At 67.2% G+C, this 13,770-nt stretch carries 15 protein-coding genes; 10 read left to right on the top strand and 5 right to left on the bottom strand.

Annotation, left to right across the window (positions count from 1 at the left end; genetic code table 11):
* The first annotated feature begins 24 nt into the window (after positions 1-24).
* On the top strand, positions 25-606 hold the full coding sequence (locus G515_RS23790) for an NINE protein (RefSeq protein ID WP_028659984.1): 582 nt from the start codon (positions 25-27) through the stop codon (positions 604-606).
* Between the two features lie 143 nt (positions 607-749).
* Here G515_RS23790 and gnd read toward each other — a convergent pair whose 3' ends face one another.
* From gnd to dnaA, 3 genes are all read right to left on the bottom strand, one after another.
* A complete protein-coding gene (gene gnd, locus G515_RS0109695) occupies positions 750-1,631 on the bottom strand; it encodes a phosphogluconate dehydrogenase (NAD(+)-dependent, decarboxylating) (RefSeq protein ID WP_028659983.1) in 882 nt (293 codons plus the stop codon).
* A gap of 57 nt (positions 1,632-1,688) precedes the next feature.
* A complete protein-coding gene (dnaN, locus tag G515_RS0109690) occupies positions 1,689-2,834 on the bottom strand; it encodes a DNA polymerase III subunit beta (protein ID WP_028659982.1) in 1,146 nt (381 codons plus the stop codon).
* Positions 2,835-3,275: 441 nt separating this feature from the next.
* Positions 3,276-4,817: a chromosomal replication initiator protein DnaA gene (gene dnaA, locus G515_RS0109685; protein WP_028659981.1), complete on the bottom strand. Its 1,542-nt coding sequence runs from the start codon at positions 4,815-4,817 to the stop codon at positions 3,276-3,278.
* A gap of 621 nt (positions 4,818-5,438) precedes the next feature.
* On the opposite strand from dnaA, the gene rpmH reads away from it, so the two are divergent.
* From rpmH to G515_RS0109650, 8 genes are all read left to right on the top strand, one after another.
* A complete protein-coding gene (gene rpmH, locus G515_RS0109680) occupies positions 5,439-5,576 on the top strand; it encodes a 50S ribosomal protein L34 (RefSeq protein WP_028659980.1) in 138 nt (45 codons plus the stop codon).
* A gap of 23 nt (positions 5,577-5,599) precedes the next feature.
* Complete coding sequence (rnpA, locus tag G515_RS0109675; RefSeq protein WP_028659979.1) at positions 5,600-5,935, top strand: ribonuclease P protein component; 336 nt, start codon at positions 5,600-5,602, stop codon at positions 5,933-5,935.
* 51 nt (positions 5,936-5,986) lie between these two features.
* Entirely contained in the window at positions 5,987-6,301 is a 315-nt protein-coding gene (yidD, locus tag G515_RS23050) for a membrane protein insertion efficiency factor YidD (RefSeq protein ID WP_084653395.1), read from the top strand.
* Between the two features lie 38 nt (positions 6,302-6,339).
* Positions 6,340-7,308 (top strand): membrane protein insertase YidC, encoded by a 969-nt coding sequence (yidC, locus tag G515_RS0109670; RefSeq protein ID WP_036555260.1) that lies wholly within the window; start codon positions 6,340-6,342, stop codon positions 7,306-7,308.
* Positions 7,309-7,319: 11 nt separating this feature from the next.
* Positions 7,320-7,814: a Jag family protein gene (locus tag G515_RS0109665; protein ID WP_245565322.1), complete on the top strand. Its 495-nt coding sequence runs from the start codon at positions 7,320-7,322 to the stop codon at positions 7,812-7,814.
* 89 nt (positions 7,815-7,903) lie between these two features.
* Positions 7,904-8,596 (top strand): 16S rRNA (guanine(527)-N(7))-methyltransferase RsmG, encoded by a 693-nt coding sequence (gene rsmG, locus G515_RS0109660; protein ID WP_211220996.1) that lies wholly within the window; start codon positions 7,904-7,906, stop codon positions 8,594-8,596.
* A 251-nt stretch (positions 8,597-8,847) separates the two neighbouring features.
* A complete protein-coding gene (locus G515_RS20605; RefSeq protein WP_157571064.1) occupies positions 8,848-9,702 on the top strand; it encodes a ParA family protein in 855 nt (284 codons plus the stop codon).
* The gene (locus G515_RS0109650) at positions 9,699-10,796 is read left to right on the top strand and encodes a ParB/RepB/Spo0J family partition protein (protein ID WP_028659975.1); all 1,098 of its coding nucleotides are present in this window, start codon (positions 9,699-9,701) and stop codon (positions 10,794-10,796) included. The genes G515_RS20605 and G515_RS0109650 overlap by 4 nt, the downstream gene beginning before the upstream one ends.
* A 485-nt stretch (positions 10,797-11,281) precedes the next feature.
* On the opposite strand, the gene G515_RS0109645 is transcribed toward G515_RS0109650, so the two are convergent.
* Positions 11,282-12,601 carry an aminotransferase-like domain-containing protein gene (locus G515_RS0109645; RefSeq protein ID WP_028659974.1) on the bottom strand — a complete coding sequence of 440 codons (1,320 nt, stop codon included), beginning with the start codon at positions 12,599-12,601 and terminating at the stop codon, positions 11,282-11,284.
* 97 nt (positions 12,602-12,698) lie between these two features.
* Here G515_RS0109645 and G515_RS0109640 point away from each other — a divergent pair, with 97 nt between their 5' ends.
* Positions 12,699-13,358 carry a GNAT family N-acetyltransferase gene (locus tag G515_RS0109640; protein WP_028659973.1) on the top strand — a complete coding sequence of 220 codons (660 nt, stop codon included), beginning with the start codon at positions 12,699-12,701 and terminating at the stop codon, positions 13,356-13,358.
* Positions 13,359-13,429: 71 nt separating this feature from the next.
* Here G515_RS0109640 and trxA read toward each other — a convergent pair whose 3' ends face one another.
* Complete coding sequence (gene trxA, locus G515_RS0109635; RefSeq protein WP_028659972.1) at positions 13,430-13,759, bottom strand: thioredoxin; 330 nt, start codon at positions 13,757-13,759, stop codon at positions 13,430-13,432.
* Between the last annotated feature and the right edge of the window lie 11 nt (positions 13,760-13,770).

Raw genomic sequence — 13,770 nt, 5'->3', positions numbered from 1 at the left:
CGGTCCATCTCCTAGGGTGCAGGCATGACTCAACCACCTTCCTCCGACGACCCGTTCGGTCAGGGCGCCCAGCCCGAGGGGTCCGGCCAGTCTCCCGAGGGCCAGTCGCCGTACGGCCAGTCCCCCTACGGGCAACAGGCCTACGGCCAGCAGCAGCCCTATGGCCAGCCGTACGGGCAGCCCTACGGCCAGCAGCCGCCGGCCGGGCCACCAGGGGGCCAGCAGTACGCAGCCCAGCAGCCCCCCGGCGGGCCCTTCTACATCTCGGTGATGGGGCAGACCCAGGGCCCCGTCGACTACGCCGGGCTCCAGCAACTGGCCCGGGTCGGGCGGATCAAGGGCGACACACCCGTCAGCAGCGGCGGGTCGCAGTGGTTCCCCGCCTCGCAGGTGCCCGGCGTCTTCTCCAAGTCGGAGTGGCTGATCACCCTGCTGATCTCGCTGTTCCTCGGAGGCTTCGGCGTCGACCGGTTCATGCTCGGTTACGTCGGTCTCGGCGTCCTCAAGCTGATCACCTGCGGCGGGCTCGGGATCTGGACCCTCATCGACCTGATCCTGATCGCCATGCGCAAGCTCCCCGACGCCCAGGGGCGCCCGCTCGCCTGAGCACCCTTGTCGCCGGGACCCCACCCGGCGACGCTCGACGTCCGCCGAGTCTGTCGAGGTGTCCCGACCGGCTCGGGGACGTGGTGCCGCGTCCTGCGCTCCCCGCACGGCCCCGGCGGCCGGAGAGCCCGACGTGGAGTCGGTCAGTCCTTCCGGACCATGTGACCGCCGAATCCGTTGCGCATCGCGGCGATCGCCTTCATCGCGACGTCGTCGTCCTGGCGGGAGACGAACCGCTGGAAGAGCGCGGCCGAGATCGCAGGCATCGGAACGGCGTGCTCGATCGCGGCCTCGACCGTCCAGCGCCCCTCGCCGGAGTCCTCGGCGTAGCCGCGGATCTGGTCGAGATGTACGTCGGCGCGCAACTGCTCCACCAGCAGGTCCAGCAGCCAGGAACGCACCACGGTGCCGGTGCGCCAGGAGGCGAAGATCTCCGGCACGTTCTCGACGATGTCGGCCTTCTCGAGCAGTTCCCAGCCCTCGGCGTAGGACTGCATCATGGCGTACTCGATGCCGTTGTGGACCATCTTCGCGAAGTGGCCGGCTCCCGGGGTGGTGCCGCAGTGGACCGAGCCGTCCTCGGTGCCGGTGGGCTTGAGCGCGTCGAAGATCGGGGTGGCCTTGGCGACATCGGCCGCCGCTCCGCCGTACATCAGGGCGTAGCCGTTCTCCAGGCCCCACACCCCACCGGAGACACCACAGTCCAGGAACCCGATGCCACGCTCGGCGAGGAGCTCGGCGTGGACGGCCGCGTCGGTGTACTTGCTGTTGCCTCCGTCGATGACCAGGTCGCCCTCACCGAGCAGCCCGGCGAGCTCCCGAATGGTGGCCCGGGTCGGCTCGCCCGCGGGGACCATCACCCACACCGCCTTAGGGGCGGGCAGCTGCGCCACCATGTCCGCGAGGTCCTGGGCGTCGGAAAGCGCCGGATCGCGGTCGTAGCCGACGACGGTGTGCCCGGCGTTACGCAGCCGGGCACGCATGTTCCCGCCCATCTTGCCGAGCCCGACCAGTCCGATGTCCATCGAGGTTCCTCCCATGAGGGTGTCGTCCGTGCGTGTAGCGACCACGGTGCCGAAGAATCAGGAGAGCAGCCGGCGAGGCATCAGCAGGTAGCGGAACCCCGGCTCGTCCTCGCCGGGTTCGACGACACCGCTGATCACGACCGGCTTGGTCGGCTGGGTGAAGGACAGGTCGACCTTCGCCTGGGCGATCGCGCCCAGTCCGTCCAGCAGGAACTGGGGGTTGAAGCCCGTGGTGAGTTCATCACCCTCGATCGCGGCCTCCAGCCCCTCCGTCGCCTGGGCACCCTCGTCACCGGAGCCGGCGTCCAGCACGAGCTGGCCGTCCTGGAAGGCGAGCTGGACCGCGGTGTTGCGTTCGGCGACCAGCGAGACCCGCTTGACCGACTCGATCAGTTCCTTGCGATCGACGCGGGCGACGGTCAGGTGCTCGTTGGGGAACAGGCTGCGGACCTTGGGGAACTCACCGTCGAGCAGGCGGGTGGTGGTGCGACGTACGCCGCCGTCGACCTCGCCCTCGAATCCGATGATGCCTTCGCCCGCGCCCCCGGCGGAGAGGGCGATCTTGACGTCGCTGCCGCTGGTGAGGGACTTCGCGGTGTCGCTGAGCACCTTGGCCGGCACCAGGGCCGCAAGGGACTCATCGGGGCTGTTGGGCTGCCACTCGAGCTCGCGCAAGGAGAGCCGGAACCGGTCGGTGGCCAGCAGCGAGATGGTGGGACCGTCGATCTCCACGCGCACACCGGTGAGCACGGGGAGCATGTCGTCGCGGCCGGCGGCGGTGACCGACTGGGAGACCGCGTGTGCGAAGTCCTCGCTGGACACGGTGCCGGTGGCGGTGGGCATCTCCGGCAGGGTCGGGTAGTCCTCGACCGGCATCGTCTGCAGGCTGAACCGCGCCGAACCGCAGGTGAGGCTGACCCGGGCGCCGTCGATCACCATCTCGACGTCCTTGGGCGGAAGGCTGCGGCAGATGTCGGCGAGCAGTCGCCCGCTGACCAGTGCGGTGCCCTCGTCGCTGACCGTGGCCCGGGGGAGTGTGGCCCGCGCCGAGGTCTCGTAGTCGAACGTCGACAGGACCAGTCCCTCGTCACTCGCCTCGATGAGGAGGCCGGAGAGCACGGGGGTGCTGGGCCGGACCGGGAGGCTGCGGGCAGCCCAGGCGACGGCATCCGCGAACAGGTCGCGGTCGACGCGGAACTTCACGATGACTTGTCCTTCTCGGCAGCGGGAACAGGGCACACCTGTGGGACTTGAATCCTGCCATGGACGCCCAGCCGGCACGAGGGCGCCCGGGATCCTGCCGCAGAACATGTGGTTCGTCCCCAGGTCGAGGGCCGGGAGAAGTTCCACGAGTCACCGGCATGGTTGTAGTTCCGTAGATATAGGAGGGTCGGTGGAAACTGTGGAGAAGTCCCGTTTCTGCAGGTCAGACCGGATTTCAGCGTTCACACCCCCTGTGCACGGAGATGTGATTCCGCGGTACGAGGTTGTGGGGCAGGAGATCTCGTCGCTCGCGGATCAGCGGGTTGTCCACAGATCCTCACCATGTAATTCGTAGGCGTCGCCCGGAGTTCTCCACAACAGTGGAAGCACAAGTTCCCCGACTCCACGTGCGCCTGGGCCTGCTCGATGGCGTGGTGGGTGTCAGCCCTGGCGAGCCTGGAGCTTGACCCGGTTGGTGAGCTCGCTGACCTGATTGAAGACGGCGCGACGCTCGGCGAGCAGTTGGTTGATCTTGCGCTCGGCGTACATCACCGTCGTGTGGTCGCGGTTGCCGAACTGCGCTCCGATCTTGGGCAGCGACAGCTCGGTGAGCTCACGGCACAGGTACATCGCGATCTGCCGGGCCATCACCAGGTGCCGGCCGCGGGAGGGCCCGGTGAGCTCCTCGATGGTCAGCCCGAAGTACGCCGCAGTCTGGGCGATGATCAGGCCCGCTGTGATCTCCGGCTCACCGCCCTCGGGGATCAGGTCCTTCAGGACGATCTCCGCGAGGGTGAGGTCGACCTCCTGCTTGTTGAGGTTGGCGAAGGCCGTCACCCGGATCAGCGCGCCCTCGAGCTCGCGGATGTTGGTCTGGATCTTGGTGGCGATGAACTCCAGCACGTCCGGCGGTGCGGTGAGCCGGTCCATCGCCGCCTTCTTGCGCAGGATCGCGATCCGGGTCTCGACGTCGGGCGGCTGTACATCGGTGATCAGGCCCCATTCGAACCGGTTGCGCAACCGGTCCTCGAGCGCCTCGAGCCGCTTGGGGGCGCGGTCGGAGGTGAGCACGATCTGCTTGTTGGCGTTGTGGAGGGTGTTGAACGTGTGGAAGAACTCCTCCTGCGTCTGGGTCTTCCCCTCCAGGAACTGGATGTCGTCGATCAGGAGTACGTCGACGTCTCGGTAGCGCCGCTTGAAGCGATCCTGGCGGTCGTCGCGGATCGCGTTGATGAACTCGTTGGTGAACTCTTCCGAGCTGACGTAGCGGACCTTGGCACCGGCGTACAGGCTGCGCACGTAGTGGCCGATCGCGTGCAGCAGGTGGGTCTTGCCGAGGCCGGACTCGCCGTAGACCAGCAGCGGGTTGTAGGCCTTGCCGGGCGCCTCGGACACCGCGACCGCAGCGGCGTGCGGGAAGCGGTTGGACGAGCCGATCACGAAGGTCTCGAAGGTGTACTTGGGGTTGAGCCGGGTCTCGAGGGCACTGGGGGTCTCGGGAGCCGAACGGGAGATCTGGCTCAGGTACGTGGGGTTCTCGGCGATCCGGTGTTCCGAGGAGGAGTACCCGGACTCGTCGTCGATCTGCCTCTTTGTCGATATATCGATCGTCGAACGGACGTCGGTGGCGCGCTCGGACGAGCTGACACTGCCGAAGCCATCCGCACGGCTGGCTCCGCCGACCGTGCGGGATACGGAGTCGTCGTCGGTGGAGACCTCGAGCTCGGGATTGACGATGACCTCGATCCGCATCGGCCGTCCGAAACCGGCGGTGAGGGACTCCTCCAACTGATGCCGGAGCCGCCCCTCGATCTGATTGCGGGTGAAGTCGTTGGGCACGGCGATGATGGCGGTGCTCGCATGTACGGTGACCGGTTCGCTGGCATTTAGCCAAGCCTTCTGCGCCGGCTGGAGATCGGTGACGACGTCCTGCCAGGCCTTGGCCAGGTCGTCAGATCCGAGGGCGGGGGGTGGGGTGTCCAAGGAGATGACTGCCTTCCCTGTGGGGTCTCGGACGGATGGTGCCGGTGTGTCGACCCCCGGATGGGTTCCGGCAGCGGGTGACACGCTTCCACAGGTTTGTCCACAGGCTGTGAACCCGGCCCACTGGCTGTGGATGGAACCGGACCGAGACGCATCGCACATCTCTTCTGTCGGCTGTTTCAGCAGGTCAGAGCGCCAGTGCGGTCATTTCGCCCGGTGCTCACCCCGGTGGTGCGGCCGATAGAGTTATGCGACGGCAGGGAACCTCGGTAGGCCACGAACCTAACCGGTGGGGGTGGCTCGGGCAAGCCGTCATCCACAGCCTTGGGGGCACTTGTGCACAGAGGTTCAACACCCGCTTGGAGCAGCGGCCCGGCTCGGAGCGTCCGTGGTTTGACCCTGTTCCGCTCGCGCGCGTACCGTTGTTCGGTCATCCGACTGGCGCTGAGGGCTCAGCGACCGGTGCCGCATGTCCACGGGAGGGATACTCGACCGCGGATGGGCGGTGCCAGCCGACGTCCTGACGGGCTTGGCAAGACACTGCCGGACCAGTGGGGTTGACACCCCTCCGAGGTGCCCTGGAAGCGCGGCACCTGAACCACCACCGTAAGGAACGAGCTCGTGAGCAAGCGTACGTACCAGCCGAACAACCGTCGTCGCCACAAGGTGCACGGTTTCCGTCTGCGCATGCGCACCCGTGCGGGTCGCGCGATCATCTCTGCGCGCCGCCGCAAGGGCCGCAAGAGCCTGACCGTCTGAGCCGTCGACGGCTTGGCGTCGCCGTGCTGCCCGCGTCTCGACGGTTGAGGGAATCCGAGACTTTTCGAGCTGCAGTTCGACGGGGCCGGCGGGCAGGAGCTCGGACCCTGGTGGTCCATCTGGCCCGTGACGAGGAACCCGGCCCGACGAGGGTCGGGTTCGTCGTCAGTAAGGCCGTCGGCACCGCAGTGGTCCGCAATCACGTGAAGCGCCGCCTTCGTCACCTCGCCCGGGAGCGTCTGGACACGCTCCCGGGCTCTGCTGTGCTCGTGGTGCGGGCCCTTCCTCCGGCGTCCGAGGCGTCCTACGCGGAACTCGGCTCCGACCTCGACCGTTGCCTCGATCGTGTGGCGCGCTGAGCGCCGGCGGCCCCGGTCAGGGGTCGCGGGCCTGATCATCGGAGGCTTCTTGTGAAGTACCTCCTGATCGCGCTCCTGCGCGCCTACCGCACGCTGATCAGTCCGCTCTACGGGCAGGTGTGTCGCTACCACCCCTCCTGCTCGGCGTACGCCCTCGAGGCGGTCAGCCGACATGGCAGCCTGCGTGGGACCTGGCTGGCGGTCCGTCGGCTCGCGCGTTGCCATCCGTGGGCACCGGGCGGCTACGACCCGGTGCCGGACACACGCGAGCGACCATCGAGGAGTTCCGACTCCCGACAACGTTCCTCCGCCGGCGGATCTTCCCCCTCGATCACCGGCGCCACGCAACCTAGGCAAGGAGCCTGAACCCCGTGGACCTTCTGAGTGACCTCGGCAACCTGATCATGACACCGCTGTACTACGCGGTGTCCGGGATCATGCTCGCCTGGCACAACCTGTTCAGCCTGTTCCTCGACCCTGCCGGAGGCTGGTCGTGGGTGCTCTCCATCGTCGGTCTGACCGTGGTGATCCGAGCGCTGCTGATCCCGATCTTCGTCAAGCAGATCAAGTCCAGTCGCAACATGCAGCTCATCCAGCCGAAGGTGAAGGAGCTGCAGAAGAAGTACGGCCACGACCGGGAGCGTCTCGCCCAGGAGACGATGAAGCTCTACAAGGAGACGGGCACCAACCCGTTTGCCTCGTGTCTCCCGCTGCTGCTGCAGATGCCGATCTTCTTCGCGCTGTTCCGACTGATCAATCACGCCGCGAACGACGAGGCGAAGGGCTTCCTGAGTCAGACCGACGTCAACCAGTTCAGCCACGGAGAGATCTTCGGCGCCCCGATCTCGGCGACTCTGACCGACTCGATCTCTGGTCCCGATCAGGACCTCGCGGTCGTCATCGTCGCGGTCTTCCTGGTCATCTCGATGACCGCGACGACGTTCTTCACCCAGCGTCAGCTGATGGCGAAGAACATGCCCAAGGACGCGATGAGCGGCCCGTACGCCCAGCAGCAGAAGCTGCTGCTCTACGTGCTCCCGGTGGTCTTCGCCGTCTCGGGTATCGCCTTCCCGATCGGCGTGATGATCTACTGGACCACTTCGAATCTGTGGACCATGGGTCAGCAGTTCTACATCATCCGTAACAACCCCGCTCCGGGCACGGACGCGTTCAAGGCGAAGCAGGAGCGTGACCGCCTCAAGGCGGACAAGAAGGGCGGCGTCGCGCTCGCGGAGAGCGAGGTGGACGTCGAGGTTGAGCCTGAGACGCGTCGTCCGGCCCAGCGGCAGCAACCGAAGCGACAGACCCGCGAACAGCGTAAGAAGGGCGGCCCCGGGTCATCCGGGACCCAGAACCAGGGGAAGAACAAGTGACCGAGGAATCCGTGCACAGCCACGAGGCCATTGACTCCGGCTCGGCCCGCATCAAGCAACTCGAGGCGGAGGGCGATATCGCCGCCGACTATCTCGAGGAACTGCTCGACATCGCCGATCTCGACGGCGACCTGGACATGGATGTGGAGGGCGACCGGGCCGCGGTTTCGATCGTCGGTGCCGATCTGGCCCAGCTGATCGGCCGTGACGGCGAGGTCCTCGACGCCCTGCAGGAGCTCACCCGCCTGGCGGTCTACCGTGAGACAGGCGAGCGATCGAGGCTCATGCTGGATGTGTCTGGCTACCGCGCGGGCCGGCGGGCCGAACTCACCACTCTGGCGGAAGAGACGGTGGCGAAGGTGAAGGAGACCGGCTCCCCCGTCTCGTTGACCCCGATGTCGCCGTTCGAGCGCAAGGTGGTTCACGACGCCGTCGCGGCCGCGGGTCTGACGTCGTCCTCAGAGGGAGTCGAACCGCGTCGTTATGTGGTCGTAGAACCCGTGTGAAAGACGGCGTTTCACGTGAAACCACTGATACTGGTGGAGTGAACGAACGCAGTGACCTGACACCCTCCGTGCCTGACTCGGCACGGAGGGTGTTTGCATCTGACCGGTTGGAGTTGGCCGAGCGGTACGCCGAGTGGCTGGCCGATGCGGGCGTGGTGCGCGGGCTGATCGGTCCGCGCGAGGTTCCGCGCCTATGGGATCGCCACATCTTGAACTGCGCACTCCTGGGTGAAGTCCTTCCGGAGGGCGCGTCGGTCGCGGACATAGGCTCCGGAGCGGGCCTGCCCGGTCTGGTGCTGGCCATCGCTCGGCCCGACCTGTCCTTGGTGCTGGTGGAGCCACTGCTCCGCCGGACGGTCTTCCTCAGTGAAGTGGTTGCTGACCTCGGCCTGGAGAACGTCGAGGTCGTGCGGGGACGCGCGGATGAACTGGCCGGCGTACGTACCTTCGACGTCGTGACCTCCCGGGCGGTCGCTCCGTTGGAGCGGCTGCTGCGTTGGTCGATGCCGCTCGTCGCCCCCACCGGAGCGATGGTGGCAATGAAGGGACAGTCGGCAGTCGCTGAGATCGAGGGCGCGGCAGGGGTGCTTGCCAAGCTCGGTTGTGCCACGCCGGAGATCCTCGAACTCGGGGACGCTGAGGTGTCCACAACCGGGGCGGTCCGGGTGGTCTGGGCCGATCCAGCACAGGTATCTTGGCCACCGGCCAAGGGCGAGTCGAAGGCCACACGGAGTACGAGGTCAGATCGAAAGCGGTCGAGTGGATCGCGACGTCGGGATTGACGTGACGAGTTATCCACTGGATCGGAAGGGGTGCTGAGCGTGGATTTCCACAGAATTCGGCCGCTCATCCACAGATCGCAGGATCGGACAGTCGTCATGTTTCACGTGAAACGAGGAGTTGGGTCGTGACCGGATACCAGGTGAGAACCGCGGAGCAGATGGCCGGCCTAGGGTCCTCGAGTCTCGCAGACGAGGGCACTCCACTGGCCCGCGCCGCGGAGCACACGCTGTTGGCGCGACAGGGTGCTGCGATGCGGCCTCCGCTCCCCCGACCGTCCACGACCCGGGTGATGGTGGTCGCGAACCAGAAGGGCGGGGTCGGGAAGACCACCTCCACAGTCAACGTCGCGGCAGCCCTGGCCCAGCTGGGTCAACGGGTGCTCGTCATCGACCTCGATCCCCAGGGAAACGCCTCGACGGCCCTATCTGTCGAACATCATCAGGGCACCCCGGGTACGTATGAGGTGCTGGTCGAGGGAGCCGCGCTTGACGACGTGCTGGTGCCCAGTCCGGAGGTGCCCGGTCTCGACGTCGTACCCGCGACGATCGATCTGGCCGGCGCGGAGATCGAGCTGGTCAGCGTCGTTGCGCGGGAGAGCAGGCTGCAGAAGGCCCTTGCCGCCGACCCACGGGTGGGCGAGACCGGCTCCGGTGAGGACCGCTGGGACTATGTCCTTGTCGACTGCCCTCCGTCGCTCGGTCTGCTGACCATCAACGCCCTCGTTGCGGGTGCTGAGGTGCTGATTCCGATCCAGGCGGAGTACTACGCCCTGGAGGGACTCGGTCAGCTGCTGAAGACGGTGGAGATGGTCCAGGCACACCTCAATCCCACGATCTCGGTCTCGACCATCCTGATCACGATGTACGACGCTCGTACGCGCCTCGCGGCGGGGGTGGCGGAAGAGGTCAAGGCCCACTTCGGGGATCAGGTGCTGCGGACCCACATTCCGCGCTCTGTGCGGGTTTCTGAGGCGCCGTCGTACGGTCAGACGGTGATGACCTACGATCCGGGCTCCCCGGGCGCCCTGAGCTATCTTCAGGCGGCTCAGGAGATCGTTCGGCACGGCACCTTCGGTGTGCCGGCGGTGAAGGGAACTGAGGCGTGAGCAACTCCCGACCTGCACCCAGACGCGGTCTCGGTCGAGGCCTGGGTTCGTTGATCCCAACGGCTCCCCCGCCCACGCCGACCGTTCCGGCACCCGCGTCCGGCGAGCCAGAGGCAGTTGGTGCCTCGTCCGGGTCAGGTGCGGGGGCACGTTTCACGTGGAACGATCCTGCGCGGGACGCTGACTCCGCACCCCTCGGCGCCTCGCACCGCCACCAAGAGGTGGCGGCGGTCCCCGGGCCGGAGCCCACGGGTGGGGACGGCCTGGCGCCGGTGAACGGTGCCTACTTCACAGAGATCCCGGTCGGTCAGATCCGCCCGAACTCGGCACAGCCGCGTCAGGTCTTCGACGAGGAGGCGATGTCGGAGCTGGTCAGCTCGATCCGTGAGGTGGGTCTTCTCCAGCCGGTTGTCGTTCGGCCCACCGGTGGGGACACCTATCAGTTGGTGATGGGTGAGCGGCGTTGGCGCGCCACTCAGGAGGCCGGATTGGAGGTTATCCCGGCGATCGTCCGGGAGACCGACGACACCGCCATGCTGCGCGACGCGTTGCTGGAGAATCTCCACCGCAGTCAGCTGAACCCTCTCGAGGAGGCCTCGGCCTATCAGCAGCTCCTGGAGGACTTCGAGTGCACCCACGAGGAGCTCGCCACCAGGATCGGGCGGTCACGCCCCCAGATCAGCAACATGATCCGGCTGCTCCGCCTCAGTGCTCCGGTGCAGCGACGGGTCGCTGCCGGCGTGTTGTCGGCCGGCCATGCGAGGTCTCTGCTCGCGATCGCCGACCCCGAGAGGCAGGAGCACCTGGCCCAGCGGGTGGTGAACGAGGGCATCAGCGTCCGCGCCCTGGAGGAGATCGTGGCGCTGGGGGAGGACGAGCGCGAGGAGAAGCCGCGGCGGGCCCCTGCCGCCCGCCAGGCCGCGTCTGGTCTGGGTGAGTTCTCGGAGCGTCTCAGTGATCGTCTGGACACCCGGGTAAAGGTGGACATGGGCCGCTCCAAGGGCAGGATCACCGTGGACTTCGCGACCCTGGAGGATCTCCAGAGGATCGTCGACATCATGGACCCGCGGAACCGGCACGACCGCCCGATCTGAGACAGCGACAAGTCATTAGGTCGCTTTGTCGACTTTTAACGGACTTGTGCGAGGCTAGCGCGCACCTCGGGTGACGACTTCCACCGGCGCGGCCCCGGTTGGAGACTGACAACGTTCCTGTGGCGGTGTCGAGAATCGGTCGTGTACTGGCGCCGAGAGCCGGCGTGCGGCACACCTTCTGAAACAGAACGAGATTCGATTTATTCGTCAGGAGACGTTCTGAGCGTTTCGTAGCGCATGGCATGAAGTCCGGTTCGCTTCAATTTCACGCTCCGAGCAGGCCGCGTGTGCGGGATTCGGGCAGACCGAGGATCCGAATCTTCTCCGGATCTACGGTCGGGCGGTTGTGGTTGCGCGACTGGTCGCGGGGGGCTGAGCGCAGCGGCCCTGTCATTCGGCGCAGCGGGTGGGCCGAGGATTCACGTGAAACAGGACGGGCCCCGACCGTGATGGTCGGGGCCCGTCCTGCTCGTCGTGGAGGACAGTCAGCGCACGTCCGTGCCCGGCCCGTCGTAGTCCTTGGTCCGGATGACCGGGATGGAGGCGGTGTCGGTGCCGAAGGTCTGGTGCAGCTCCATCTCGGCCTCGATGACGCCGGCGAGCCGTCGTACTCCCTCGCGGATGTTTTCCGGGGTGGGGTAGCAGAAGGAGAGGCGCATTGAGGAGGTGCCGTAGCCGTCGGCGAAGAAGGCGGTGCCAGGCACGTAGGCCACTCGCGCGGTGACCGCACGCGGCAGCATCGCCTTGGCGTTGATGCCAGGGGGGAGGGTGAGCCAGACGTAGAAGCCACCGGTGGGCACGTTCCACTGGCACGCCGCCGGCATCAGGTCGTCCAGGGCGCCGATCATGGCGTCGCGCCGCTCGCGGTACATCTCTCGGAAGGCCTTGATCTGACCCTCCCAATCGTGATTGGAGAGGTACGCCGAGATGGCCATCTGGCTGAACTGCGGCGGACACAGCGTGGCCGACTCCTGGGCGAGCACCAGCTTCTCCCGGACCGACGCCGGAGCCAGCGCCCAGCCGACACGGAAGCCCGGCGCGAAGGTCTTGGAGAACGAACCCAGGTAGATGACTCCGTCGGGGGAGTCGGCACGCAGGGCGCGCGGCGGCTCGCTGTCGAAGCCCAGCAGGCCGTAGGGGTCGTCCTCGAGGATCAGGATCCCCTCACGGCGACAGATCTCCAGGATCCGCGGGCGCCGCTCGGCGGAGAGCGTGATGCCGGCGGGGTTGTGGAAGTTGGGGATCGTGTAGAGGAACTTGATGGTGCGCCCGGCCGCCTTCGTGGCGGTGATCGCCTGCTCGAGCATCTCCGGGATCAGGCCGTCGGAGTCCATCTCCACGTGCACAACGTCCGCCTGGTAGCTGCGGAACACACCCAGCGCACCGACGTAGGACGGCGCCTCACAGAGCACGACGTCGCCGGGGTCGCAGAAGATCCGGGTGACCAGGTCGACGGCCTGCTGTGAGCCGACCGTGACGACGACGTCGGCGGCGTCCGCTTCGATCCCCTGCAACCGCATTACGTCGGTGATCTGCTCACGGAGCTCGGGGACACCTTGGCCGGAGCCGTACTGCATGGCGACCGGCCCATGCTCGTGCACGAGGTCGCTGATCGCACCCCCCACCACGTCGAGGGGGAGACCGGAGATGTTGGGCATGCCGCCGGCCAGGGAGACCACCTCGGGGCGAGAGGCGACGGCGAAGAGCGCTCGGATCTCGGAGGCGGTCATCCCGGCCGTGCGCGCAGCGTAACGGTCGACGTAGGGATCGAGACGACTTGTGCTGCGAGCGGGCTGCTTCTCCATGATCCCTCTAGCATGAATGATGAGGACCGATGACGCACACCCGGGGGCCATCAGGTGGGCGCCTGGTGAGCGAGTGGTGCGGCACAGGAGCGTGGCGATGTCCCGACGTGTGGTGGCTCTCACACTGGACCGGCTGGCCGAGGTGGAGGCGCCGTGCCGTACCTGCCTGTTCTGGGAGCTCGACCCGGTACGCCGAGCTGCGGTCGAGCCGGCGGATCGGACGGAGGTCAAGGAGGCCTGGATCGGACACGTCCTACGCGAGTGGGGCTCGTGTGGCCGGGTCGTCCGGGTCGACGACCGACCGGTCGGTTTCGTGCTGTACGCGCCGGAGTCGTTCGTGGCGGGCGCGGCGGCGTACCCGACATATCCGGTCTCACCGGATGCGGTCCTCCTGACCACGATCTGGGTGGCGCCGGCCCATACCGGAGGTGGACTCGGCCGGTTGCTGATCCAGGGGATGGCCAGCGACCTCATCCAGCGCGGCTTCCGCGCGGTCGAGGCCTACGGCGACCAGGGACCGATCAGCGCCGTGCATGGGTCGCGCTGCGGTGCCCCGGCGGAATTCCTGGCGCATGTCGGGTTCAAGACCCACCGTGCACATCCGACGGCCCCACGGATGCGGATGGATCTGCGCGGCACGGCACGCTGGCGGGACGAGGTGGAGGCGGCCGTGGAGCGTCTGCTGGGGGCGGTGCGGCCGCGTAAGGTGCCCGCCACCCCGGACACCACCCGCTCGCCCCGGAGCGGGGGGATGTGACAGGGCCCCGATCCATGCGGATCGGGGCCCCGTCGTACAGGCTCGGCGCGCCGCGAGGGCGGCAGGAGACCTCAGCCGATGAAGTCGGCGAGCTCCTTGAGCAGGGTCGCCTTCGGGCGGGCACCGACGATGGTCTTCACGACCTCGCCGCCCTGGTAGACGTTGATCGTCGGGATGCCGGTGACCTTGTAGGAGGCCGGGGTGACGGGGTTCTCGTCGACGTTCATCTTCACGAAGGTGATCTGGTCGCCGTGCTGGCCGGCGATCTCGTCGAGGATCGGAGCGACCTGCTTGCACGGGCCGCACCACTCGGCCCAGAAGTCCACCAGGACCGGCTTGTCGGACTTGAGCACAGTGGACTCGAACTCGGAGTCGGTGACGGCGGAGATGTTGTCAGCCACGGATCAGCCTT

Source organism: Nocardioides insulae DSM 17944, assembly GCF_000422825.1.
Lineage (GTDB): Bacteria > Actinomycetota > Actinomycetes > Propionibacteriales > Nocardioidaceae > Nocardioides > Nocardioides insulae.
This window is presented reverse-complemented; position numbering and strand designations above follow the sequence as displayed.